The following is a 25,134-nucleotide window of genomic DNA, read 5'->3' as shown; positions in this document are numbered from 1 at the left end:
GAAATGAATTTGTGAAAATTTGTGAAATTCGTGGCAAAACTTAAACACAACGTTATAAATCATTTTAATCTATAAATCTGTGGCAAAAAACAAACCCATATACTCTGTGCAAAAAAACAAAAAACATGAATACCATTACCTCACAAACAAGAATTGCAACTTTCGGAGAATTACTACTTCGGATGAATGTTGCTGATGGAAATCGGTTTACGCAGGCCAGTGAAATAAAAGTTCATGTTGGCGGTGCCGAGGCCAATGTTTGTGTTCTGCTTTCTCAACTCGGAATCCAAACCGATTATATCACGAGATTACCACAAAATGATTTAGCGCAGTTGGCTTTAAACGAACTTCAGAAATACAAAGTGAATACCTCAAAATGTATTTATGGCGGAGAACGTTTGGGGCTGTATTTCGTTGAAGCCGGAAATCAAATCAGACAATCGCAGGTCATTTACGATCGTAGTAATTCTTCGTTCGCAACTATTCAAAAAGATCAAATCAATTGGGATTTGGCTTTCGCCGATGTAACTCATTTCCATTGGTCCGGAATAAGTCCGGGCGTTTCTTATGAAGCAGGTTTGGTTTGCAAAGAAGCTATTTTATCGGCACATAAAAAGGATTTGTCTATTTCTTCTGATTTTAATTATCGTTCAAAATTATGGCAATACGGAAAACATCCTTCTGAAATTATGCCCGATTTACTTCAATACAGTACCATTACTGTTGCCGATTTAGATGCTATTGAAATTTATTTCGGAATAAAAACCGATAAAAACGAATCCGATGCAGATCGTTTTCAAAAAACATTTGAATTATTAAAAGAGAAAATGCCTTTTCTAAAAACGCTGGCAATGAGTTTTAGAAAATCAGATGGATTAGCACATTTATACAAAGGTATGCTACTTCACGAAGGTCATTTTTATGAAACCAAAGAATACAAAATACATTTGGTTACCGATCAAATTGGATCCGGAGATGCTTTTAACGCAGGATTATTATACGGATTATCTAACAAATTATCCGGGCAGGAATGCATCGACTGGGCAACTGCCTGCGGTGTAATCAAGCAAAGTATTCACGGAGACTTTGCCATGAGCAATCCAACAGAAATAAGTCATTTTATTGCAAATGGCGCAAGTAACAGAATCAATAGATAAATTAGAATTAAGAATATGTACAGCATTTTAAAAGCACAAGGCGTACTTCCGTTAGTAACACAAATCAATATCGAAACAGCCAAAATAGTGTTACAGTCAGCGGCAGATGCTGGCATAAAAATCATTGAGTTTGCAGCTCGTGCCAATGATGCTAAAGAAGTATTTATTCAAATGGTCGCATTTAAAAACACCAACAATCTGGATATTAAAATAGCTGTTGGTTCTATTTTAAGTGTTATCGATGCGGAAGCCTATCATCAATTGGGAGCGGACTGTATCGTTTGCCCTCACACCGATTTAGAAATTGGCAATTATTGCCTGAAAAACAATATTTACTGGATTCCGGGTGCAGCAACTTTAAACGAAGTGCTTCACGCCAATAAATTAGGCGCTGAAATTGTAAAACTTTTTCCTGCTGATAAAATTGGTGGTCCCGGTTACGTAAAAGCAATAAGAGCTCCGTTTCCAAATTTAAAAATAATGCCAACAGGAGGTGTAACTTTAGAAGAAAGCAATCTAAAATCATGGTTCAAATCCGGCGTGGTTTGTGTTGGAATTGGTTCTAATTTATTTTCGAAAGAAATGCTTTTGAATTTAAATTATGAACAATCACTTAACGCTTTTAAAAATTTAATTGAAATTGTCGAAAAAACAAGAAACTAATTATGGGAAAAAATTGGTGGAAAATTAATTCCGAAATCAACACAGATACTCCATTTTTAGCCGTTTACGAAGATCGTATCCGGTTTAATCTGGAGCGGCTTATTGGCGCCGTAAATGGTGATACTCAAAAATTAAGACCTCACATCAAAACACATAAAATTGGCGAAATTCTTGAATTGTTTAAAATCTATAATATCAAAAAAGTAAAATGTGCTACCATTGCCGAGGCAGAACTTGCTGCACTTCATGAAATTCCGGATGTACTTCTCGCCTACCAACCCATTGGCATAAAAAAGGAACGATGGATTTCGTTGATACAAAAATATCCGAACACTCATTTTTCGACTATTGTTGATAATTTAGAATCGGCGAAAGCCTTGAATGAAATTGCCGGAGAAAATAATCTTAAACTAACTATTTATTTAGATCTAAACACCGGAATGAACAGAACCGGAATTTCGATTTCTGAAAAATGGATTGAATTAATAGATGGTATACTTTTACTAAAAAACATTCATTTTGCCGGAATTCATATTTATGACGGACATTTGAAAGGAAGTGTTGAAGAACGAAACCTGGAAGCTTCAAATTCGTTTTCAATTATTAAAAAAGAAATCGAAAAATTGCAACCAAAGTTTAATTATGAACTAAAAATTGTTGCCGGAGGATCCAATACCTTTCCGTTTTACGCCACTCAGGAAAATGTAGAATGCAGTCCCGGAACTTTTGTTTTTTGGGACTCCAATTACCAAATTAATTTACCGGAACAAGAATTCAAACCTGCTTTAGTAATTGTCGGAACCATTATTTCAAAACCAACTGACAAAACTCTCTGTATTGATATTGGCTACAAAGCTGTTTCTTCTGAAAATCCAATCGATAAGAGATTAGTGATTTTAAACGACGAAAATCTAATTCCGATTTCGCATTCAGAAGAACATCTGATTCTGGAAAATCGTGGTAAAAACCAATATCAGATTGGCGAGACAATTTATGCTCAACCTTATCATGTTTGCCCTACTTGCGCACTTTACGATTCGGTTCAGGTTGTCAATAACGAACATCAAATTTGTGATCAATGGCTAGTCGTTGCACGAAGCAGAAAAATTAATATTTAAAAATATGTTTATAATAGACGCCCATTTAGACCTGAGCATGAATGCGATGGAATGGAATCGAGATTTAAGAAATGACGTTCTCACTTTACGCCATTTAGAAAAAGGAATGACAGACAAACCAGACCGCGAACGCGCGACAGTTTCTTTTCCTGATTTACGAAAAGGAAATATCGGAATTGTGGTTGCCACTCAAATTGCACGTTTTGTAAAACCAGATAGCATTATTCCCGGTTGGAATTCTCCCGAACAAGCATGGGCACAGACCCAAGGGCAACTTACATGGTACAAAGCCATGGAAGAAGCCGGAGAAATAACAGCCATTACCGATAAAAAATCACTTCAAAAACAAATTGACAATTGGAATGATGGAACTCCAAACGATAAAAAACCAATTGGATATATTTTAAGTTTAGAAGGTGCTGATTCTATTATTGACATCTCCTATTTAGAAAAAGCATACAATTACGGATTAAGAGCTATTGGTCCTGCGCATTATGGTCCTGGACGATACGCAAACGGAACCGATGCAACCGGAAAAATGAATCAAAATGGTCTTGATTTATTGAAAGAAATGGAACGTTTGAATATTATTTTGGATGCTACTCATTTATGTGACGATACTTTTTGGCAGGCTTTAGATCATTATAACGGACCCGTTTGGGCGAGTCATAATAATTGCAGAAAGCTTGTTGATCACAATCGTCAATACAGCGACGAAATGATTCAAGCCTTAATTTCAAGGGGTGCTGTTATTGGCGGAGCTTTAGATGCCTGGATGCTGGTTCCGGATTGGGAAAGAGGAGTTTCGACTCCAAAAGGCACGAATTGCAATTTAGAAACGGTTTTTAGGCATATGGATCACATTTGCCAATTGGCTGGAAATGCAGATCATATTGGAATCGGTTCTGATCTTGATGGTGCTTTTGGTACAGAACAATCGCCGTACGATTTAAATACAATTGCCGATTTGCAAAAACTCGTTCTTATCTTTAAAGGAAAAGGATATTCTGATGCCGATTTAAATAAAATCTTTCACCAGAACTGGATTAATTTCTTAATGAAAAATTGGGATTAAATAAAAACTAAACCTGGAACCGCCTTCTTATACGATTGTAATTTTGCATCGTTAGGATCAACTTCCGTAACCACATAATCAACCTCAGATAAGTTGGCAATTTTCATTTTTAGAACCGTATCCAGTTTTTCAGAAATAGTCAGAATCACCGTTTTTTCAGAAGCCTGAATCATCGCTTTTTTTACCTGAACGGTTTCCCAATCAGAATCTGAGAATCCGCCTTCGATATCTAAAGCATTGGTTCCTAATATTAATAAGTCAACTTTAATATTCGCCAATTGATTGTAGACATCACCGCTCACGCACATTTGGCTATAAGAGGAAATACTCCCGCCAATCATGATAATTTTCACATTGGGTTTGTCCAGAAGTTCAACGGCAGATAAAACGGTGACAGTAAAAATAGTCAGATTTAAATCATTAGGAATTAAGCGAATGAACTCTCTGATTGTAGTTCCGCCGCCAATTAACAAAACCATTCCGTCATGAAGTAAACCTAAAGTTTTTTGCGCAATGATTTGTTTTGATTCACCTGCATAAGTTTGATTGGATGAAGAATGGTGATACGCTTTTGTCATCGCGCCACCTTTGACCTTAATCAATAATGATTCTGATTCAAGTTCGTTGATATCACGTCTAACGGTATCTTCTGAAACAAATAATTTAGCCGAAAGTGTTTCAAAACTTACGCGGGTATGCAAGTTAATTTCTTTTAAAATAAGACTTTTACGTTCTTCCTTGCTATAGTTTACCACTTCATTATCGTTATTCATGCAAATTCAATTTTATTGGAAACAAATGTAAACAATAAATGCAATATTATTGCGAAACAAATTACATCACAATGTAATAAAAAAGTTAATTAACCTATTTTAAAGACCTTTAAACTAAACATGGCTTTGCAAAAAAAATGCAGGCTAATTTATAAATCTTAAATTTGTTTAACCAACCTCAAAACTAACCATGCTGAAAAACATATTTCTTCTTTTGATTTTTTGCTATTCCATCGGAAATGCGCAAACATCTTCTGAAAACAGTTCTATAATTCCAGCTCCAAATTCTTATAAAGCAACTGGCGATAGCATTAGTTTAATCGGGCAAATTAAAGTTTCTTTTGAGAAAAATAAATTCAGCTCAAAAGAACTTAAAACAGCTCAAATTTTCGAATCAGCGATCAACAAAAATACAGCTTCAAAAAAAAGCAATATTGAAGTATTATTTGTCGCTCAAAACCCTTCGGCTACATTACAAAAAGAAGCTTATAAAATAAATATTACCTCAAAAAAGATAATCGTTACAGGAAATGAAGAAGGATTATTTTATGCTGTTCAGAGTTTATTGCAAATGTTGCCAAATAAACCATCTGAAAAGGAAATAAAATTGCCATGTGTAACCATCGAAGACGCACCACGATACACTTACCGAGGCTTACACTTAGATGTTTGCCGACACTTTTTTAGTATTGATGTTATAAAAGATTTTATAGCACAAATGTCCAGCTATAAATTAAATAATTTTCACTGGCATTTAACAGACGATCAGGGCTGGAGAATTGAGATAAAAAAATATCCAAAATTAACTGAAGTCGGATCTAAAAGAGCACAGACTTTAGTTGGAAATAAATTCGAAAGATTTCCCTATTTTTTTGATGGAAACCCATACGGAGGTTTTTATACTCAGGAAGAAATTAAGGATGTTGTCAAATTTGCCGAAGAACATTATGTAAATATTATTCCCGAAATCGAAATGCCGGGCCATGCAACTGCAGCGGTTACCGCTTATCCAAATTTATCCTGTTTTCCGGATCGCTCTTATAAAGTTGTAGAATACTGGGGTGTTTTTGAAGATATTTTTTGTGCGGGGAAAGAAGAAACTTTTACTTTTTTAGAAGATGTTTTAACAGAAGTTATGACGTTATTTCCAAGTAAATACATTCATATCGGCGGAGATGAATGTCCGAAAACAAGATGGAAAGTTTGTCCGAATTGCCAAAAGAGAATCAAAGATTTGGGTTTAAAAGATGAACACGAATTACAAGGTTATTTAACCAAAAGAATAGAAAAATTCCTGAATGCAAACGGCAGACAAATTTTAGGTTGGGATGAAATGCTTGAAGGCGGATTGGCACCAAACGCAGCCGTAATGTCGTGGAGAGGGGAATCTGGCGGAATTAACGCAGCCAAACAAAAGCACCTTGTTATCATGAATCCGGAACAATTTCTATATTTAGATTATAATCAGGGCTATTCTCCTCAAGAACCTTTAACAGTTGGAAGATTAGTTACTGTTGAAAAAATATACAATTACAACCCGACGCCTGTTGACAGTTTAACTGTTGAGGAACAAAAATATATTTGGGGTGTTCAATCGAATCTTTGGTCAGAATATTTGACGAGCCCAGCCAAATTAAATTATCAACTTTACCCTAGAATGTTTGCTTTGGCAGAAATTGCATGGACCCAGCCTCAAAATAAGAACTACAACAATTTTGTTTTAAACCGAATGCCGCATCATATAGAAAAATTAGAATTACAAAAAAGGTTATATAAAGTCCCTGCTCCTCTCGGCTCGACTGAAACAGCATTAATCGCTTCTAAATATGTTCTGGATTTAAAACCAACCATTAAAAATGGAAAGATTTACTATACCATTGATGGTTATAACCCAGACGAAACTGCAGAACTTTACGAAAAACCAGTAACGATAAATATTCCGAAAGGCGAATACAGAATAATTAAAACCGTTCAAATAAGTCCAAGTGGAAGACGAAGTTCAATCAGCAAAATAATGGTTAGAAATCCGGAATTAAAATCGGCTTTAGCCATAAAACCAACTAAAAATGGTTTGAAATATGACTATTTTACCGGCACGTTATTTCAACAAGTTCAGGACTTAGAATTGGTAAAACCTGTTAATTCAGGAATTTTTGAAGGCGCAATCAGCAGTGAAAAATGGAAAACGAAAACAGAGCGTTATATCGGTTTAAAATTCGATGGATACCTCTATATTCCGGAAACAGCAAATTATACCATTTCGACGCTCTCAGATGATGGATCAAAGCTTTTCATCGATAGTGAATTAGTTGTGAATAACGATGGCATTCATTGGCTGAATGAAGCGTATGGAGCTGTAAAATTGGAGAAAGGTTTTCATAAAATCAACATCACTTATTTCGATCAGATTGGAGGAACTGCCTTAAGCTGTTTCATACAACAGGAAGGGAAAGAAAAACGGGAAATTAGTGCTTCGCAATTGTATTATGAATAACGCATAAAAAAAAAGCATCAGCCTTGGCTGATGCTTTTTTCTATTTAAAACTATTTCTTAAAATTACCCTTTTAAGCTTGCAGCTAAATATTCACGGTTCATACGTGCAATATTTTCAAGAGAAATTCCTTTAGGGCATTCTACTTCACAAGCTCCAGTATTGGTACAGTTACCAAAACCTTCTAAGTCCATTTGGTGAACCATGTTTAACACACGTTCTGTAGCCTCAACTTTACCTTGTGGCAACAATGCAAACTGAGAAACTTTTGCACCAACAAACAACATTGCTGATGAGTTTTTACAAGTTGCAACACAAGCTCCACAACCAATACAAGCAGCAGCATCAAATGATTTGTCTGCATCTTCTTTGTTAACCGGAATTGTATTCGCATCAATTGTATTTCCAGAAGTATTTACCGAGATAAATCCTCCTGCATGTTGAATTCTGTCAAAAGAACTTCTGTCAACAACTAAATCTTTAATTACCGGGAAAGCTTTTGCTCTAAATGGCTCGATAAAAATCGTGTCACCATCTTTAAACATACGCATGTGTAATTGACAAGTTGTTACTCCTCTGTCTGGTCCGTGTGCTTCTCCGTTAATGAATAATGAACACATTCCGCAGATTCCTTCACGACAATCGTGGTCAAATGCTACTGGTTCTTCTCCTTTATTGATTAATTGTTCGTTAAGAACATCAAGCATTTCAAGGAAAGACATATCTGGTTCGATTCCGTCGATTGGGTAATCAACAATTCCCCCTTTATCTTGGGCGTTTTTCTGACGCCATATTTTTAATGTAAGTTTCATACTGTTTTAGTTTGAAGGTCATAAAGTCGAAAGTCGAAAGTCACTTAACATTTTGCCATTTGACTTTAAGACTTTTGTCTTTTGACTAATTGCTATTTGTAACTACGTTGAACTAATTTAATGTTTTCGTAAACTAGAGGCTCTTTGTGTAATACAGCATCACTTGGTTTTCCTTTGTATTCCCAAGCTGCAACGTATGCAAAGTTTTCATCATCACGAAGTGCTTCTCCTTCTTCAGTTTGGTATTCTTCACGGAAGTGACCTCCACAAGATTCATTACGGTGTAATGCATCTTTCGCGAACAATTCTCCTAACTCTAAGAAATCGGCAACACGAGTCGCTTTCTCTAATTCCTGATTAAATTCGTTTGCGCTTCCAGGAACTTTTACATCTTTATAAAACTCCTCACGTAAAGCGGCAATTTCTTCGATAGCTTCAGTTAAACCTTTAGCGTTACGAGCCATACCTACTTTATCCCACATGATTTTTCCTAATTTCTTGTGGAAATAATCTACAGAATGAGTTCCTTTATTATTGATAAATCTATCGATTTGATCTTTTACAGCTTTCTCTGCTTCTACAAATTCTGGTAAATCTGTAGAAATTGGTCCCATTTTAATATCCGGAGCTAAATAATCTCCGATAGTATAAGGAAGAACAAAATATCCATCAGCTAAACCTTGCATTAAAGCAGAAGCTCCAAGTCTGTTTGCTCCGTGATCAGAGAAGTTAGATTCTCCAATTGAGAAACATCCTGGAATTGTAGTCATTAAGTTATAATCAACCCAGGTTCCACCCATTGTGTAGTGAACCGCAGGATAAATCATCATTGGCGTTACATAAGGATCTTCGTCAACAATTTTCAAGTACATTTGGAATAAGTTTCCGTATTTACTTTTTACGATTGCAGTTCCTAATTTAATAACCAACGCTTTATCATTAGCATCTAAACCTTTTACGTAAGCTTCTTCAGTTCCGTAACGTTGAATTGCCGCAGCAAAATCTAAATAAACAGCTTCACCCGTTTTGTTAACTCCAAAACCAGCATCACATCTTTCTTTAGCCGCACGAGATGCAACGTCACGAGGTACTAAGTTACCAAAAGCAGGATATCTTCTTTCTAAGAAATAATCTCTTTCAGCTTCAGATAAATCAGTTGCTTTTTTCTTTCCTTCACGAATTGCCTGAGCATCTTCTAATTTTGCAGGAACCCAAATACGACCGTCATTACGTAACGACTCAGACATCAAAGTCAATTTTGACTGGTGATCTCCAGAAACCGGAATACAGGTTGGGTGAATTTGTGTGTAGCAAGGATTTGCGAAAAACGCTCCTTTTTTATGAATTTTCCAGGCTGCTGTTGCGTTACTTCCCATAGCATTTGTTGACAGGAAAAACACGTTTCCGTATCCTCCGGAACCAACTACTACCGCGTGAGCAGAATGTCTTTCTATTTCTCCGGTAACTAAGTTACGAGCGATAATACCTCTCGCTTTTCCGTCAACGATTACGATGTCAAGCATCTCGTGACGGTTGTACATTTTTACTTTTCCACGACCAATCTGACGGTTCATTGCAGAATAAGCTCCTAACAATAATTGTTGTCCGGTTTGTCCTTGTGCGTAAAATGTACGAGAAACCAAAGTTCCTCCAAAAGAACGGTTATCTAAAAGTCCGCCATATTCACGAGCCAATGGCACCCCTTGAGCTACACATTGGTCAATAATATTTGCCGAAACTTCAGCTAAACGGTGAACGTTTGCTTCACGCGCACGGTAGTCACCCCCTTTTACAGTGTCATAAAACAATCTGTAAACCGAGTCACCATCACCTTTATAATTTTTTGCTGCATTGATTCCCCCTTGTGCTGCAATAGAGTGCGCACGTCTTGGTGAATCCTGAAAGCAAAATGCTTTTACGTTATATCCCAGCTCAGCCAAGGTAGCTGCTGCAGAACCTCCAGCTAAACCTGTACCAACGATAATAATATCTAAATTACGTTTGTTAGCAGGGTTTACTAAATTAATATGATCTTTATAATTTGTCCATTTGTCCGATATTGGACCATGTGGAATTTTTGAATCTAATGCCATTATAATTGATATTAATTATTGAAATGATGAAATAATGCGATAATTACGAAAAGTGCCGGTACTACAACTGCAAACCAGTAACCTACTTTACTTAAAAATCTGGAATATTTATTGTGCATTCCCACTGATTGAAGAGAAGATGCGAATCCGTGCCAAAGGTGAAATCCTAATAACACAAAAGAAATGCAGTATAATCCTGTACGAATTGGATCGTGGAATTTGTGCACTAATTCTCCATAATACCTTGTAGCATCTGGGGCAGTACCTGCAATGTATTTATAACTAACTTCTGGAAACCAAAAATCATAAAAGTGCAATCCTAAGAAAGCCAAAATAACCAATCCAGAAATAATCATATTTCTAGAACTCCAGGAAGCATTTGCTGCTCCATTGTATTTTGCATAAGCAATTGGTCTTGCAGCGCTATTTTGAACAGTCAGTACAAATCCCATAATGAAATGGAAAATTACTCCGACGGCCAAAACAGGTTGCATTACATATTGAATTAGCGGATTGTAACCCATAAAGTGAGAAGCTTCGTTAAAAACATTTTCACTAAGAACGGAAATGAAATTTAAGGTAACATGCAGCGCTAAAAACGTGATTAAGAATATTCCCGAAAGTGCCATTGCCACTTTCTTTAAGATGGAAGCATTCAATAGTGCAGATTGTGCCATAAGTGTTTAAGTAGTTTGTTTTAAAAAATTAGACAAAAATAACTCAATTAACAAAGAACTACAACCATTTCGTTGTTATTTATAATCATTTTAAAATAGACTACGTATTACGTATTTTTACGTATAAAAAATACTTAATGTCAAATGATTTTATTATAAAAAACTAAAATCGCACACTTTAGCGGAGTTATTTAACAGCAACAACGACGATTGGAGTCTCCTAAAACTTTATCAAATTACTATTTTAATCAAACTTTTAATTTGTTTTCTTCAAAAGTGTCTTCTATTCCAAATTTTGTAGACGAAAAAAATGGTCATTCCATTACATAATTTTACCTTTATCGGCTTCAAAAAAAATGAGAATGAAAACAGGAATTGATGCTATCTCTTTTGATGTAGCCAACATACATTTACCCATCAGAACTTTGGCGGTTGCCAGAAATATTGAACCCGAAAAATTAGAAAAAGGTCTCGGATTAATTAAAATGACCTTACCAGATGTTCACCAGGATGCTGTTGTTTTTGGAGCAAACGCTTTAACTAAACTTATTCTGGAAAACGAAATAAACCTAAACGAAATCAGCAGGATTTATGTAGGTACCGAAAGTGGTATTGACAGTTCGAAACCAATTAGCTCTTATTTAATCAATTTAATGGAACAGAAATTTGGCGAAGATACTCTTGCCGAATGTGATGTTGTCGATTTTACTTTTGCTTGTATTGGCGGAGTTGATGCACTACAAAACTGTATTGATTTTGTAAAACTGAATCCGACCAAGAAAGCAATTGTTGTAACAACTGATTTTGCAAAATACGATTTAAATTCCACCGGAGAATACACACAAGGCGCGGGAGCATTAGCAATGTTAGTTACTTCGAACCCAAGAATTATTGCTTTTGATGAAAATTGGGCAACAAGCACAAAAGGTGTTTTTGACTTTTTCAAACCCTACAGAACGCTTTCAAAAGAAGCGATTACGAAAAATGAAAACAATGATCCGTGGTTTGATAATTTAGAAACTGAAATTGAAATCCATAAAGATCAACCGGTTTTTGATGGTCAATATTCGAATCAATGTTATATGGATCGTACGCGTAATGCCTACTTCTCCTTCAAGAAATTAAAAAACACAACCGAAACGTTATACAATACATGGAATAGTATTATCATGCACCTTCCCTATTCTTTTCAGGGCCGTAGAATGTTATCGGAAATCTACGCTTTAGACAGTGCTGATAAAATCATTGCAGAAAATATCGAACCGGCAGATTATCAGAATAAAATTAAGGAAGTTGGAAAATCTGACGACTATAAAAAGTTTGTAACCGGGAAATTACAACCTGCAGAACTGGCTTCTTCTTTAATCGGAAATCTTTATACAGGTTCTATTTTTATGGGATTATTATCGACTTTAGCTCATTATTTTGATACTAAACAAGAAGTTGCCGGAACTAAATTCGGATTCCTGGCTTACGGAAGCGGATCTAAATCGAAAGTTTTTGAAGGAACAATTCAACCGGAATGGCAATCGGCTTTAGCCAAAACCAAACTTTTTGAAAATTTAGAAGAAAGTGTAGAAATTGGTTTTGAAACCTATGAAATTCTTCATAAAAAACAACAAAAACAAAGTGTTCGAACTCCTAAAAACGAATGGGTTTTAGATCGAATCGAGAAAGAGATTCCTAATTTGATTGGGGCGAGATATTATAAATGGATCGATTAAAAATTAAATTCCAAATTTTTTAAATTCAAAACTCCAATAACACAAAACCGAAGCATTTAACTTCGGTTTTTTTGTTTGTCATTCTGAGGAACGAAGAATCACACTAGAAACTCGACAAAGATTGGCGATTCTCTGTGCGGGCATCACTTGTGTGATTCTTCGTTCCTCAGAATAACAAAAAAGGCTTATATCAAAAGCTTATTTCGAAACTAATTCATTTTCTTCTTTTCTAAATAGTAACAAACCCAATCCCAAAACAAAAACCACACAACTCAACAACATATAAACTCCATTTTTCAATATAAAAAATGAAAAACCTATTGCTAATGAAGAAAAACAAACCATTAAAACACTTATCGCATTTGTTTTGCTAAAATTCAACGCATGAAGAGAGAGACCAATAAAAAGCAAAGACGGGCCAACAACAATAAACGGATACAAAATCGATGGCACGCTAGTGATATGTTGACTTAATTCTTCTCTGGCAAAATCATTTATTCCATAACTCGTCATTATAAAATCGATTGTACAAAGTCCGATATGCGCAACAACACCCAAAGCTGTAACAATGGAAGCAATCGAATTTAATATATTTCTAGGAAATACATCATTAAACGACAACAATAAACAGGCGCCAATTAAATTGAACCAATGTGCAAAATCAATTGGGTACTGAAAGTCTGGCAATAATTTGGAAAATAGCAAATAACTTGTAACGAAAAATAGCAATCCGAACGTGCAAAGATGTTTTGTTTTCATAATTTATTTTAAAATTGATGAAACAAAACTAAAATGAAAAACTTCTGCAAACGTTTATGCCATTGACTTTGGTACAAAACCTATTGTTTTAGGTACGAAATTACAAAGTCAAAATACTTTCTTTAAAATTCTTAGAAACCGGAAGTTCAATTTGAGTCAGAATAACGGTATTTGAATTTCTCCAGGATTTAAAATGCGAAGGATTTATTAAATGAGAACGATGAATTTGAACTAAAAAGGTAAAATCTTCGAGAATTTTTTTGAGAGAAGAACGAATCAGTTTCGAATGCAATTTTTCGTTTTCGATATAAAAAATCTCCACATAATTCTGAGCATTAGAAATACAAACCAAATCGGCTTTTTTGATTTTTAAAACATCTAGCTTATTTTCTCCTGTGAATGTGAGAACATTATCCTTTATCGGAATGAGTTTGATCAGATACCTTCTCGCCAGAATAATTACGGGAGTTAAAATCAATGTTATTTTGATAAAAATTATGGAGAAAAATTCCGAAAAAGTATACCCGCCTTTTAAAATTGGACTTTTATAAAAGGCATAAATTCCAAACAGATAAATTATAAAAAAGAAAATAATACTTCCAATCTCTAAACTGAGACTCCATTTAGAGATTCTTCTGTAAATCTTTTTTTGAAGAACAGCCAAAACGCTGTAACATAAAAAAGCCAAAACACTAAAACCAACACTAATGAAGAACCAGGATCGAAAATCTAAAGTTCCGTCATCAAAAGGTTTTATGATAAAAGCGAAAGCAAAAATCCATAAAGCAATAAGAAGCCCAACGACCAGATGATGTTTTACTGATGGATTTAATTCTTTCATTACTTATAAATCGTAAACTTATTATGCGACAAGGTAAAACCAAGATTCTCGTAAATCAGTACATTTTCTACTCTCCTTCGATTTGTAGTTACTTCAATGCTTTTTAATTTATACTCTTCTGCATATTGCATGATCTTTTTGATAAGTTGTCTCCCGATGCCTTTGCCGCGATGCTTTTCATTTATAAAAAATTCCTGGATTTCACCAACTCGCCCGCAATGATGCAAAAGATTTTGTGTGTGAAAACTAATAAACCCCACTCCTTCATTTTCGCTTTCTGCTATCAAATAAAGATTGTTTGTGTTGCCCATATTTTCATTGAAGATTGCTCTGAATAATTCGAAGTGTAATTCTTCATTTTCAAGTTCGCATATTGATTTGTAGATAAAATCAAGGTCTTGTTGATTTACTTTTCTAATTCCAACTTTTAACTTCATAATTTTACTCTTGACAGCATGGGATCTGCATTTTATTTAGATTATACAATTCTACATCCAAAAAATAATAGTCAGAAAAATTGTATTTTTACTATTCGCGAAACAATTTACGAAATGTATCTCACAAACGCATACTTGTTTTCTACCGAAACCGAAAATGTAAAAGAATTTTAAATATCTTTGAACTATGAGCACAGCACCAAAACCTAGACACATCGGACGAAACATAAGCCGAATCAGAGAGCTTAGAGATATGAAACAAGAAGCACTTGCAATTGCAATTGGCACAAACCAGCAGTCTATTTCTATTATTGAAGGAAGCGAAAGCGTTGATGACGAAAAATTAAAAAAAATTGCTGAAGCTTTGGGAGTTCCTGCTGAAGTTATAAAGAATTTTTCTGAAGAAGCTGTTTTTAATATTATTGGAAATACATATGATAATGGTTCTTCTTCTGTAAATCATGGTTGTACATTTAATCCGTTAGATAAACTACTTGAAGCTTTTGATAAGAATGAAAAACTTTATGAACGATTGGTTGAAGCTGAAAGAGAGAAAGTTGCTTTGTTAGAGAAGTTGCTGAGTGAGAAAAAATAATTTTTACGAAAGATATATTTATAGAAAAACCGAAGTTTGATTGCTTCGGTTTTTTTATGGATTTGATTATTGTTGCGGGCACGGATTGCAAATCCGCGCTATCTGGTATTTATTATTTGCTAGTAATATTTTTTTTCATTTTTAACTCAACTTGATTAAATATATCACTGGTTGAATTAGCACTTTCAATTACTTCTAACATTTCAAAATCAAGGATAGCAATGGGTTTAGTTTTATAAGTATAAGCTCCTATATACAAAATATTTTTAGAAACAGTTGTTGCTAAATGGGTTAATCCTAAAGGTACTAATATTTTAACAACACTTTTCAAGGTTTCTAATTCAACATCTCTTCCAAATGTTATAATAAATAAATCTGGTTCATCATTGTCATCATTTTTTCCGAAAAAGTTGCTAATTTTAATATTTGATTCCATAAGTAGCGATAGAACAGAATCGATATTTTTTAATTTCAAATTAACAGATATATTTTTTTTTGCATTTTTAATAAATTTATCAAATGTATCGAACTCCTTTTTTTGTTCTATTATAGTGTTATTCGGAATTCTCAAACCCAACTCACTTATCGTCCCTTGCAATAAAACTATTTGATCTTTCGTAATTGTACTTAACTCTATAAATTTTTCGTCAATTTTACCAGTCATGGACTCAATAAAAAATTCATTTTCCTGATTACCAATAACTTCTAAGGTATTTGTATTTAAAAACTTAGAATAATATTCATCTTCTTGCATTTGAGGACGAAATCTTGTCTGCAGTAAAAATATAAGAGCCAAAAATAAAGGAATAATAGAAACTGCCGAGATACTAAAAAAAGCAGGTAACCAACTAGGTTGATCTATTGTTCCCGCTGCTGTTAGCAAGGCTGATACTATTAAAATAAGTCCAATTAACCAAACTGCTAAAAGTTGTATCGGCTTTGTAATCTTTTCAGGTTTTATATTGTGGTTTTCCATTTCAAATTAGATATTATTAAAAGGTTGAATAATTCATTCATTGCATTTTAAACTGCAATATACAAATTCCCACAATTGAAAAAACTCATTTCACATACAAACAATAAACTTCTTATAAAACCTAGCTTGCGTGAGGGATTGAGGCAGTATCCTTTTATGAAGCGGAGCGGAATAAAAGATATAGCCGAAAGCCCGGTTCGCCGCGGCGAAACACGCCCAAATTAAGATTCTAAGGTTCTGAGAGGCTAAGTTGCTAAGATTAAAAATCTGCGTAAAACAAACTTGCCAATCTTTGTAGCGTTACTAGTGTGATCTTTCCTTCGTCAAGATGACAAAACTATGCGAGTAAAAAAATAACCTTAGCATACTTTCCGTAAACCCTAGCACGCTTTTCAATTAAAAAAACTTAGCGACTTAGTGTCTTCGTGGCAAACCCAAAACAAATAAGAAAACTTTAATAATTCAATTTTGCTATACATCTTCAAAAATCACTAATTTTGAAATTCGAAGTTCAAAAATTAAGTTATTATGAAATATCATCAAATAAACAGCGCTCTTTTTGTAAAAAATCGCAAAAAATTCACGGCACAAATGAAACCTAATAGTGTTGCCGTTTTCAATTCTAATGACATTTATCCAATTAGTGCTGACAGTACTTTGCCGTTTGCTCAACACCGTGATATTTTTTATCTAAGTGGTGTAGATCAGGAAGAAAGTATTTTGCTTTTGTTTCCTGATGCGCCTTTTGAGAACCAAAAAGAAATGCTTTTCTTAAAAGAAACCAACGATCATATCGCAGTTTGGGAAGGCGAAAAATTAAGTAAAGAACGCGCTTACCAGGTTTCGGGAATCAGAACGGTTTATTGGTTGCAGGATTTTCATAAAATTTTGAACGAAATGATGACGTATGCTGATACGATGTACATCAACACAAACGAACATTACCGCGCAACAGTTGAAACTGAAACACGCGAAGCTCGTTTTATAAAATGGTGGAAAGAGCGTTACCCAGCACACAATGTGGCTAAAAGCAATCCGATTTTGCAACGTATTCGTTCTATCAAAGAAAGCGAAGAAATCGATTTGATTCAGCAAGCTTGTGATATTACAGAGAAGGGTTTCCGCAGATTATTGTCATTTGTAAAACCAAATGTTACAGAATATGAAATTGAGGCTGAATTAGCGCACGAATTCATCCGTAACCGCTCTAAAGGTTTTGCCTATACTCCAATTATTGCTTCTGGAAATAATGCGAATGTTTTGCATTATATCGAAAACAACCAACAATGTAAAGCTGGAGATTTAATTTTATTGGATGTTGCTGCCGAATATGCTAATTATTCAAGCGATATGACGAGAACGATTCCGGTTTCCGGAAAATTTTCGGATAGACAAAAAGCAGTTTACAATGCGGTTTTAAGAGTTAAAAACGAAGCTACAACAATGTTGACTCCCGGAACGTTTTGGAAACAATATCATATTGAAGTAGGTAAAATCATGACTTCGGAATTATTAGGCTTAGGTTTGATTGACAAAGCTGATGTTCAGAACGAAAACCCGGATTGGCCAGCTTATAAAAAATATTTCATGCACGGCACTTCTCACCACATGGGTCTTGACACGCACGATTACGGATTACTTCACGAGCCAATGAAAGCCAATATGGTTTTTACGGTTGAACCAGGAATTTATATTCCGGCTGAAGGTTTCGGAATTCGTTTGGAAGACAACGTTGTGGTTCAGGAAAAAGGTGCGCCTTTTAATTTGATGCGCAATATTCCGGTTGAAGCGGAAGAAATCGAAAGTTTGATGAATTCTTAAAAAGAGAATAGAAAACAGAGTATAGAAAATAGACGGCTTGCAGAAATGCTGGCCGTTTTTGTTTTACCATATAAGTGATATAAGTTCATTTAAAATTGAACTGATTGACTAATAATTGTAACTCGAAAATTTTATACTTCTGATATAGTTTTGCCTTTTGTTATCTTTGTGATTATACTTTAAAAACATTATTTTGGAAAACATTCTATATAAAAACACTAAAATATCTTTTACCGATTCGGGCGAAGGAACAGCAATTGTATTACTTCACGGCTTTTTAGAAAATAAAAAAATGTGGCAGGAGTATGTTGCTCTTTTTTCCAAACAATATCGCGTTATCACCATTGATTTGTTAGGTCACGGTGATTCAGATTGTTTGGGATATGTGCATTCGATGGAAGAAAATGCAAATGTTGTTCAGGAAGTTTTAGCATCATTAAAGATTAAAAAAGCAATTATTTTAGGGCATTCTATGGGTGGATATGTTGGTTTGGCTTTCGCCGAATTATATCCGAAGAACATTCAGAAATTAGTCTTGCTTAATTCTACTTCAAAAGAGGACACCACCGAAAAAAAATCGAATCGAACACGCGCCATTAAAGCAGTCAAACAGAATTATGTAAGTTTTGTGAGTTTAGCAATTGCCAATTTATTTAGTGAGAATAACAGAACAAGATTAGCCAATGAAATTGAAAAGGTAAAAGTTGAGGCTTTAAAAACACCTTTACAAGGAATTGTAGCATCGCTTGAAGGAATGAAAATCAGAAAAGATCGCGAAGCACTTTTGCATGAAAATAGATTTCCGGTTTTATTGGTTTTAGGTAAAAAAGATCCGGTTTTAAACTATGAAGAAAGTTTATCACAAATTGATGATACAACTGTCGAACTTGTTTCTTTTGAAGATGGGCATATGAGTCAGATTGAGAACAAGGAAGAATTAAAACCCATATTAGCCGAATTCTTTAGCAAATAAAATCAAAAAAGGCCGTCTCAAAAATTTCGAGACAGCCTTTTTCTTATTGTTGGGGGCAAAAATTTTTAATTATGGTAATAATATATTTTTAAATTTAAATAAGACTGCTCTTATCAAATTGAATAAGTCCTTTATAAGATGCGCCAAAGATATTTTAATAATTGCAATTGTTCGACAAACACTTGTTAAAAAATGAGGAATTTGAAGCCTCAAAAGCACTTTTATTTATACCACACTTTTTGATCATTATTAAAACACAGTAGACAATAAAAATGAACAAAAAGAGAAGAATCATTTAAAAATACAACATTACGTTTCGGAAAATTTAATTAAAAAGCTGATAATTAGGACTTATTTTTCAGTACAAAATAGATTTTTTCGTTATTGTTAAATATTTTGCTAAATAAAAACGTCTCGAATGCGTTTTGAAAACAAAAAAGTCAAACAAATTTTAAAAGAAAAATCATATTAAAAACAAACCTGAACATAATCCTCTTACTCTTATAATATTTTCTCTTCAAAAGGAATATTAACATCAAATATTTCGTTCAATAGTAGTACAATTTCTTCCAGATAACTATTCAGAATATCTTTTGTAATAGTCATATTCAATTCTTTTTCTTCCTTAAATCCAAAAGGTAAAAATCCTGATTTTAGGTTTTTGAACGAAATGATCCCTACTTCGATTGGAAAATCTTTAGCTTCGCTTTCAAACATGAAGGCATACGCCAGAACCTGAATAATTTTGTCATTTTTAAGCTCTTGTGTTAATCCCTTCCAAGACTTAAGGATAACATTCGTTTTTTCGACTTTCCCGGTCTTATAATCAATGATTCTTATTTTTCCGTTGCGTAGCTCAATTCTGTCGACATTTCCTTTAATTAAGACAGGAAATGGCAAATTTGGATGAATAAGCTCACGTCCGAATGTTTGTTCTAAAGCAATGATTTGAATCGCATCTCCATTCTGAATGGATTCTAATTCCATTTTAAGGAAATTCGAGACGTTCCGTTTTGCAACTTCAAAAGCCAGAAGGTTTCTTCCTTTTTTAATTTCACCTTCTTTATAAATCACTTTAAATTGTTTTAGAACTTCATCGTCTAACAATTTAAAGCAATTTGAAATATCATTCTCCGAAATAAATTTACCAATAAAAGGCTCATAAAGTGCTTTTAAAGTTTCGTGAATTATGGTACCCAGTGTATTTAAGGCAATATTCTCTTCTACTTCCTCCACCTCTCTGATACGAAGTATTTTCTGAAAATAAAAGTCAATCGGATTTCTAATATAACTCGTCAATGCCGAAGGAGAAAAACCAGCTACTGCAATTTCTCTCAAACGTTCCATAACCGCTTCTGATTTCGGAACAACTATAGGCTGATATGCAGTTGTGGGCAAAACAGGATTATAAATATCAAAAGTCAGATTATGTTTTTGTTGTTTTTCAACTTCTAACTGCGTAATAAAACGACTGCGTTCACCAGCATCCAAGCCATCATTTTCCGTATTATAAATCAAATAGATATTTTTAGCCCTTTGCAATAAATGATAAAAATGGTAGGTATAAATAGCATCCTTTTCTTTAAAGGTTGGTAAACCTAATTCCTTCTTTACATCATATGGAATAAAAGAATTTTGAGATTTCCCAGCTGGAAATTTACCTTCATTCATAGAAGTTACAATTACGGTTTCAAAATCCAGAACACGACTTTCTAAAACCCCCATAATTTGCAATCCATGAAGGGGCTCTCCCTCAAACGAAACTTCAGCGACATCAATAACCTGTTTGTAAATGGCATACAAAGTATCTATATTATCAATATGTTTATGTTGTAAATAATAATTGGTCAACTTATTGATGACTTTAAAAATGGCATAAACAAAAGTTTTAGCTATTTTTTCATCTTCATTATCGTTGCTAAAATTTTCTTTTATTAAAATTAAAAGTGTTGAAATATTCTCAAGAACCGCTACTGCACCATTCTCCCATTTACGAAATAACAATAAAAATAAATTTGATGGAGCAGTATTAAGTTCGAATAGCTTGTTATGCGTAATAAATGTATAATTATTCTCTTTGATAATCTTAACCAAATTATTAGCCTTAGCATAAGGCTCAACTAATGGATGTGTCAAAACATCCAATACATCTTTATAATAAAAAACATAACTCTCCCCTTTTCTTGAAAGCGCATTGGTATGCATTTTAAACAATTTGGCAATTAATATTTGCGATGGATTATTTTTACCTGAATATCCCATTGTAATATTTAATGCCCCAACCGAAGAAGGCAAAGCATACAAAATTGGCATAAGTAGATTTTCTTCACCCAGAACAATTGCAACTTTGTCAAGTGACGAAATTTCGTTTTCGGTAATTATGTTTTCTATAATACTCCCTGCTAATTTTGCCTGTCCTATAGTTTTTGGAGTTCCGATTACCTGAATGTTTTTAGATTGAGAAAAATCATCTACAATCCATTCAAAAGGATTTGCTTTATAGTGTTTCCAGTTTTCTTTGAAACGTCGCACAAAAAGACCGGCATCATGGTAAGGATCGTTTAAAAAAGTCTGATCTACATCCCAATATATTTTAGCCTGATCGAGAGCAAGAAGATGTTGTACTATTTTTTCTTCAGCAGCATTCAAGGCATTAAAACCGGCAAAAATAAAAGTACGATTCGAAATGGTATTCGAAAAATGATTTAAATTGTTAACTGCTTCACGATAAATCAACCCTTGATATCCGATTGACTTATTAAGTAAATGTTCATATAACGAATTATAGTATAAGGGCAAAAGTTTCCAAAAATCAATATAATTTTCAAGAAGTTTTGTTTTGTTTTCAACTTCAATTCCCCACTTTTTAATATCTTCAATATCTTTCAAATAAGACAAAACGTGTGAGGGATCTAAAAGATAGCGATCTATTTCATTAAAATCCTGTAAAAGTGTTTTTGCCCAATTGGCAAACAATTCAAATGATTGTTGATTTTGTTTTTCTGTAACAGAAAGATAAACTTCATAGAATTCAAATAATAGCTCAATGGAGTCCACAGAACGAATAGAAGCAACATCCTGTACGAAATCCTCAATACTTGTAATCTCAGGAGAAAGAATTGTTTTATTCGTTTCTTTTTTTAAAGCTTCTATCAAAAAAACCTTAGCTCTTTTATTTGGTAAAATGATAGTAGTTTCGGCAAGTTTTGCAGAAAAATCCTGAATTACCACAGTTGCTATTTTTTCTAGAAAAGAAGTATTTATCATTTGATAAAAATAAAAAAAGCCATTCAATTAAGAATGGCTTTTAGTATTTATTTTAAACTGTAAATTATAGTTTACCTTGGTATTTAGAACCAATGTGTCTAATTTCAGTTCTTCTGTTTTGTGCTTTACCTGCAGCAGTTTTGTTGCTTGCAACTGGTTGAGACTCACCAAAACCTTTAGATTGTAAGTTATCAACGTTTACTCCTCTTTCGATTAAAGCGTTCATAACAGCAGCAGCTCTATCTTCAGATAGTTTTTGATTCAATTTATCAGAACCATCGCTATCAGTGTGTCCTTCAATGCTAAATTTAGCATTTGGATAGTTGATAAGGATTTGTTTGATTGCATCTAATCTAGCTTGAGTTTCTTTATCTCCAGTTTTGAAAGTAGCTTTACCTGAATTAAAGTAAACCGCTCTTGCTTGAACTTTAAGATCTTCTAAAGCTTCAGCAGTAACTTCTGGACAACCTCTGTTAGAAGCAGGACCATAAACTGTAGGACAGTCATCATCTTTATCAGCAACACCATCTTTGTCAGCGTCTAAGAAAGGACAACCACCATTTTCTTTAGGACCAGCAACAGTAGGACATTTGTCATCTTTATCAGCGATTCCGTCTCCGTCAGCATCTGGACAACCTTTTAAAGCAGCTAAACCAGCAACATCTGGACAAGCATCATCTTTATCAGCAATTCCGTCTCCGTCAGTATCAGGACATCCGTTTAATGCAGCTAAACCGAATACATCTGGACAAGCATCACTAGCGTCAACGATTCCGTCTCCGTCAGTATCAGGACAACCATTGAATTGTTTCAAACCAGCAACATCTGGACAAGCATCGTCTTTGTCATAGATTCCGTCTCCGTCAGTATCTTTACCTCCGAATTTGAACACAAGACCTAAAGTGTGTTGGAAATGTGAAGGAGAATCAATCTCTCCATTACGATCATTTCTTCCAGGAATATCATCATTACCAACAGCAACAGCCCATTTGTATTTAGTAGCAAGTTCTAAACCAATAGCATCAGTAAACCAGAAAGTAATTCCTGCACCTGGATTAACAACACCATAACTATCATCTCCTAAGAAAACATAACCTCCACCAATAGATAACGAAGGATCGATTACTTTAGATTTGATTAATTCCTGGAAGCTATATTTAATAGTAGCATCAATTCCATAATACATTAAATCACCAGGATTAGTAACCACATTACCTCTAGAATCATGTCCAGGAGCAGTTGGTCTAAAATAAACAGCTTTATCAATTTTGTTTACAGAACCTTGTAAACCAACAGAAAAACCGTGACCTACATATCTATTCACACCAATGTAAGATAAAGAAGGAAGGATATTCCAGTTGTCATCTACAGCGAATGGCTGAGAAAAGTGTTGATCAAAAAACCCACTTCCTGAACCAGAACTAGTTCTAGTGTCAACGGCATTAACTCCAAAAGAGATAGCCCATGGATTGTTACTGTCTTGTGCGTGAGAACTTAAACCCATCACCATCATCACAGCAACTAAAAGTTTGTTAAGATGTTTCATACTTAATTTTTTTAATTACAATTTAGTTAATTACAGACAAAAGTAACACCAAAATTTTTAAATACAAAATGAAATGTTAAAAAAAACCTACAAAAATTATTTAAAATGGGAATTATATAACTTTTAACTTTTGTCCGACAACTTTAAAAGCACCTATCGCCTTGTCTAAGTGCTCTTTAGAATGTGCAGCTGATAACTGAACTCTAATTCTTGCTTTCTCTTTCGGAACTACAGGAAAGAAAAATCCAATAACATAAATACCTTCTTTCAAAAGTTCATTTGCCATTGTTTGAGACAATTTTGCATCATATAACATTACAGGAACAATTGCAGAATCTCCATCTATAATATCAAAACCTGCTTTTTTCATCCCTTCTTTAAAATAATTAGTATTCCATTCTAATTTATCTCTTAACGAAGTATCTTTTTCTAATAATTCAAAAACTTTAATTGAAGCTCCTACAATAGCTGGCGCAAGAGAATTTGAAAACAAATAAGGCCTTGAACGTTGACGTAACAATTCAATTATTTCTTTCTTTGCTGTTGTATAACCACCCATTGCACCTCCGAGGGCTTTACCAAGAGTACCTGTAATAATATCTACGCGTCCCATAACACCTTTTGCCTCAAGTGTACCTTTACCAGTTGCTCCGATAAATCCGGCGGCATGACATTCATCCACCATAACCATTGCATCATATTTATCTGCCAGATCGCAAATTTTATCTAATGGCGCCACAAGACCGTCCATAGAAAAAACTCCATCAGTAACAATTAATTTAAAACGAGCCCCAGCTTCATTTGCTTTTATTAACTGCTGCTCTAAATCTTCCATATTGCTGTTTTCATAGCGATAACGAGCCGCTTTGCACAAACGAACTCCATCTATAATAGAAGCATGATTTAAACTATCAGAAATAATCGCATCGTTCTCTCCTAATAAAGGCTCAAAAACACCACCATTTGCATCAAAAGCTGCAGCATATAATATAGTATCTTCAGTACCATAAAAATCAGCAATCTTTTTTTCTAATGTTTTATGAATATCCTGCGTTCCGCAAATAAATCGAACCGAAGACATACCGAAACCATGTGTATCCATTGTATCTTTCGCAGCCTGAACAACCTCCGGATGTGAAGAAAGACCTAAATAATTATTAGCGCAAAAATTCAGAACTGTTTCTCCTGTAGAAATAGTTATTTCTGCTCCTTGCTCTGAAGTTATAATGCGTTCTTTCTTAAAAATTCCGCTGTCTTCAATTGTTTGCAATTCATTTTGCAAATGCTCTTTAATTTTACCGTACATTTTACTATATTTAATATGTTAAAAATTAA

Annotated in this window: 20 protein-coding genes; 9 read left to right on the top strand and 11 right to left on the bottom strand. The window is 34.2% G+C overall.

What is annotated here, in order from left to right:
* The first annotated feature begins 125 nt into the window (after positions 1-125).
* The 4 genes from IHE43_RS04110 to IHE43_RS04095 are packed head-to-tail and all read left to right on the top strand — an operon-like array spanning position 126 to position 4,013.
* Positions 126-1,157 (top strand): sugar kinase, encoded by a 1,032-nt coding sequence (locus IHE43_RS04110; RefSeq protein ID WP_192186810.1) that lies wholly within the window; start codon positions 126-128, stop codon positions 1,155-1,157.
* A 15-nt stretch (positions 1,158-1,172) separates the two neighbouring features.
* Positions 1,173-1,820, top strand: coding sequence for an aldolase (locus tag IHE43_RS04105; protein WP_192186809.1), 648 nt, complete (start codon positions 1,173-1,175; stop codon positions 1,818-1,820).
* 2 nt (positions 1,821-1,822) lie between these two features.
* Positions 1,823-2,938 carry a D-TA family PLP-dependent enzyme gene (locus IHE43_RS04100; RefSeq protein WP_192186808.1) on the top strand — a complete coding sequence of 372 codons (1,116 nt, stop codon included), beginning with the start codon at positions 1,823-1,825 and terminating at the stop codon, positions 2,936-2,938.
* A gap of 4 nt (positions 2,939-2,942) precedes the next feature.
* Positions 2,943-4,013, top strand: coding sequence for a dipeptidase (locus tag IHE43_RS04095; RefSeq protein WP_192186807.1), 1,071 nt, complete (start codon positions 2,943-2,945; stop codon positions 4,011-4,013).
* Here IHE43_RS04095 and IHE43_RS04090 read toward each other — a convergent pair.
* Complete coding sequence (locus IHE43_RS04090; RefSeq protein ID WP_192186806.1) at positions 4,010-4,786, bottom strand: DeoR/GlpR family DNA-binding transcription regulator; 777 nt, start codon at positions 4,784-4,786, stop codon at positions 4,010-4,012. The two genes, IHE43_RS04095 and IHE43_RS04090, sit on opposite strands and share 4 nt — an antisense overlap.
* Before the next feature lie 190 nt (positions 4,787-4,976).
* On the opposite strand from IHE43_RS04090, the gene IHE43_RS04085 reads away from it, so the two are divergent.
* Positions 4,977-7,280 (top strand): family 20 glycosylhydrolase, encoded by a 2,304-nt coding sequence (locus IHE43_RS04085; RefSeq protein ID WP_192186805.1) that lies wholly within the window; start codon positions 4,977-4,979, stop codon positions 7,278-7,280.
* A gap of 63 nt (positions 7,281-7,343) precedes the next feature.
* Here the strand turns inward: IHE43_RS04085 and IHE43_RS04080 are convergent, their stop codons facing one another.
* From IHE43_RS04080 to IHE43_RS04070, 3 genes are all read right to left on the bottom strand, one after another.
* Positions 7,344-8,090: a succinate dehydrogenase/fumarate reductase iron-sulfur subunit gene (locus IHE43_RS04080; protein WP_192186804.1), complete on the bottom strand. Its 747-nt coding sequence runs from the start codon at positions 8,088-8,090 to the stop codon at positions 7,344-7,346.
* 92 nt (positions 8,091-8,182) lie between these two features.
* Positions 8,183-10,183, bottom strand: a complete 2,001-nt coding sequence (locus tag IHE43_RS04075) for a fumarate reductase/succinate dehydrogenase flavoprotein subunit (RefSeq protein ID WP_192186803.1) — start codon at positions 10,181-10,183, stop codon at positions 8,183-8,185.
* An 11-nt stretch (positions 10,184-10,194) separates the two neighbouring features.
* Positions 10,195-10,860 carry a succinate dehydrogenase cytochrome b subunit gene (locus IHE43_RS04070; RefSeq protein WP_192186802.1) on the bottom strand — a complete coding sequence of 222 codons (666 nt, stop codon included), beginning with the start codon at positions 10,858-10,860 and terminating at the stop codon, positions 10,195-10,197.
* 362 nt (positions 10,861-11,222) lie between these two features.
* On the opposite strand from IHE43_RS04070, the gene IHE43_RS04065 reads away from it, so the two are divergent.
* Complete coding sequence (locus tag IHE43_RS04065; RefSeq protein ID WP_192186801.1) at positions 11,223-12,584, top strand: hydroxymethylglutaryl-CoA synthase family protein; 1,362 nt, start codon at positions 11,223-11,225, stop codon at positions 12,582-12,584.
* 198 nt (positions 12,585-12,782) lie between these two features.
* On the opposite strand, the gene IHE43_RS04060 is transcribed toward IHE43_RS04065, so the two are convergent.
* From IHE43_RS04060 to IHE43_RS04050, 3 genes are all read right to left on the bottom strand, one after another.
* The gene (locus IHE43_RS04060; protein WP_192186800.1) at positions 12,783-13,343 is read right to left on the bottom strand and encodes a hypothetical protein; all 561 of its coding nucleotides are present in this window, start codon (positions 13,341-13,343) and stop codon (positions 12,783-12,785) included.
* A 100-nt stretch (positions 13,344-13,443) separates the two neighbouring features.
* Positions 13,444-14,184: a LytTR family DNA-binding domain-containing protein gene (locus tag IHE43_RS04055; protein ID WP_192186799.1), complete on the bottom strand. Its 741-nt coding sequence runs from the start codon at positions 14,182-14,184 to the stop codon at positions 13,444-13,446.
* Positions 14,184-14,621, bottom strand: a complete 438-nt coding sequence (locus IHE43_RS04050; RefSeq protein WP_192186798.1) for a GNAT family N-acetyltransferase — start codon at positions 14,619-14,621, stop codon at positions 14,184-14,186. Before IHE43_RS04050 ends, IHE43_RS04055 begins: the two co-directional genes overlap by 1 nt.
* Positions 14,622-14,808: 187 nt before the next feature.
* Between IHE43_RS04050 and IHE43_RS04045 the strand changes: the two genes are divergently transcribed.
* Positions 14,809-15,216, top strand: coding sequence for a helix-turn-helix domain-containing protein (locus IHE43_RS04045; protein ID WP_192186797.1), 408 nt, complete (start codon positions 14,809-14,811; stop codon positions 15,214-15,216).
* 112 nt (positions 15,217-15,328) lie between these two features.
* On the opposite strand, the gene IHE43_RS04040 is transcribed toward IHE43_RS04045, so the two are convergent.
* Positions 15,329-16,192: a hypothetical protein gene (locus tag IHE43_RS04040; RefSeq protein ID WP_192186796.1), complete on the bottom strand. Its 864-nt coding sequence runs from the start codon at positions 16,190-16,192 to the stop codon at positions 15,329-15,331.
* A gap of 528 nt (positions 16,193-16,720) precedes the next feature.
* Here IHE43_RS04040 and IHE43_RS04035 point away from each other — a divergent pair.
* Both IHE43_RS04035 and IHE43_RS04030 read left to right on the top strand, forming a co-directional pair.
* Positions 16,721-18,013, top strand: a complete 1,293-nt coding sequence (locus IHE43_RS04035) for an aminopeptidase P family protein (protein WP_192186795.1) — start codon at positions 16,721-16,723, stop codon at positions 18,011-18,013.
* Between the two features lie 193 nt (positions 18,014-18,206).
* Positions 18,207-18,986, top strand: coding sequence for an alpha/beta fold hydrolase (locus IHE43_RS04030; RefSeq protein ID WP_192186794.1), 780 nt, complete (start codon positions 18,207-18,209; stop codon positions 18,984-18,986).
* Between the two features lie 501 nt (positions 18,987-19,487).
* Here IHE43_RS04030 and IHE43_RS04025 read toward each other — a convergent pair.
* From IHE43_RS04025 to kbl, 3 genes are all read right to left on the bottom strand, one after another.
* On the bottom strand, positions 19,488-22,253 hold the full coding sequence (locus tag IHE43_RS04025) for a PD-(D/E)XK nuclease family protein (protein ID WP_192186793.1): 2,766 nt from the start codon (positions 22,251-22,253) through the stop codon (positions 19,488-19,490).
* A 64-nt stretch (positions 22,254-22,317) separates the two neighbouring features.
* The gene (locus IHE43_RS04020) at positions 22,318-23,799 is read right to left on the bottom strand and encodes an OmpA family protein (RefSeq protein ID WP_192186792.1); all 1,482 of its coding nucleotides are present in this window, start codon (positions 23,797-23,799) and stop codon (positions 22,318-22,320) included.
* Positions 23,800-23,911: 112 nt separating this feature from the next.
* On the bottom strand, positions 23,912-25,105 hold the full coding sequence (gene kbl / locus IHE43_RS04015) for a glycine C-acetyltransferase (RefSeq protein WP_192186791.1): 1,194 nt from the start codon (positions 25,103-25,105) through the stop codon (positions 23,912-23,914).
* Positions 25,106-25,134 lie beyond the last annotated feature (29 nt).

This window comes from Flavobacterium sp. MDT1-60, assembly GCF_014844035.1.
GTDB lineage: Bacteria > Bacteroidota > Bacteroidia > Flavobacteriales > Flavobacteriaceae > Flavobacterium.
The sequence above is the reverse complement of the archived record's forward strand: the minus strand, read 5'-3'. Positions and strand labels throughout refer to the sequence as shown.

Bases quoted from the DNA above. Each gene is read 5' to 3' on its own strand.
- IHE43_RS04075 (WP_192186803.1), bottom strand. From the start codon at position 10,183: ATGGCATTAGATTCAAAAATTCCACATGGTCCAATATCGGACAAATGG.
- IHE43_RS04045 (WP_192186797.1), top strand. From the start codon at position 14,809: ATGAGCACAGCACCAAAACCTAGACACATCGGACGAAACATAAGCCGA.
- IHE43_RS04040 (WP_192186796.1), bottom strand. From the start codon at position 16,192: ATGGAAAACCACAATATAAAACCTGAAAAGATTACAAAGCCGATACAA.
- IHE43_RS04090 (WP_192186806.1), bottom strand. From the start codon at position 4,786: ATGAATAACGATAATGAAGTGGTAAACTATAGCAAGGAAGAACGTAAA.
- IHE43_RS04050 (WP_192186798.1), bottom strand. From the start codon at position 14,621: ATGAAGTTAAAAGTTGGAATTAGAAAAGTAAATCAACAAGACCTTGAT.
- IHE43_RS04085 (WP_192186805.1), top strand. From the start codon at position 4,977: ATGCTGAAAAACATATTTCTTCTTTTGATTTTTTGCTATTCCATCGGA.
- kbl (WP_192186791.1), bottom strand. From the start codon at position 25,105: ATGTACGGTAAAATTAAAGAGCATTTGCAAAATGAATTGCAAACAATT.
- IHE43_RS04070 (WP_192186802.1), bottom strand. From the start codon at position 10,860: ATGGCACAATCTGCACTATTGAATGCTTCCATCTTAAAGAAAGTGGCA.
- IHE43_RS04055 (WP_192186799.1), bottom strand. From the start codon at position 14,184: ATGAAAGAATTAAATCCATCAGTAAAACATCATCTGGTCGTTGGGCTT.
- IHE43_RS04105 (WP_192186809.1), top strand. From the start codon at position 1,173: ATGTACAGCATTTTAAAAGCACAAGGCGTACTTCCGTTAGTAACACAA.
- IHE43_RS04080 (WP_192186804.1), bottom strand. From the start codon at position 8,090: ATGAAACTTACATTAAAAATATGGCGTCAGAAAAACGCCCAAGATAAA.
- IHE43_RS04035 (WP_192186795.1), top strand. From the start codon at position 16,721: ATGAAATATCATCAAATAAACAGCGCTCTTTTTGTAAAAAATCGCAAA.
- IHE43_RS04110 (WP_192186810.1), top strand. From the start codon at position 126: ATGAATACCATTACCTCACAAACAAGAATTGCAACTTTCGGAGAATTA.
- IHE43_RS04100 (WP_192186808.1), top strand. From the start codon at position 1,823: ATGGGAAAAAATTGGTGGAAAATTAATTCCGAAATCAACACAGATACT.
- IHE43_RS04095 (WP_192186807.1), top strand. From the start codon at position 2,943: ATGTTTATAATAGACGCCCATTTAGACCTGAGCATGAATGCGATGGAA.
- IHE43_RS04020 (WP_192186792.1), bottom strand. From the start codon at position 23,799: ATGAAACATCTTAACAAACTTTTAGTTGCTGTGATGATGGTGATGGGT.
- IHE43_RS04065 (WP_192186801.1), top strand. From the start codon at position 11,223: ATGAAAACAGGAATTGATGCTATCTCTTTTGATGTAGCCAACATACAT.
- IHE43_RS04025 (WP_192186793.1), bottom strand. From the start codon at position 22,253: ATGATAAATACTTCTTTTCTAGAAAAAATAGCAACTGTGGTAATTCAG.
- IHE43_RS04060 (WP_192186800.1), bottom strand. From the start codon at position 13,343: ATGAAAACAAAACATCTTTGCACGTTCGGATTGCTATTTTTCGTTACA.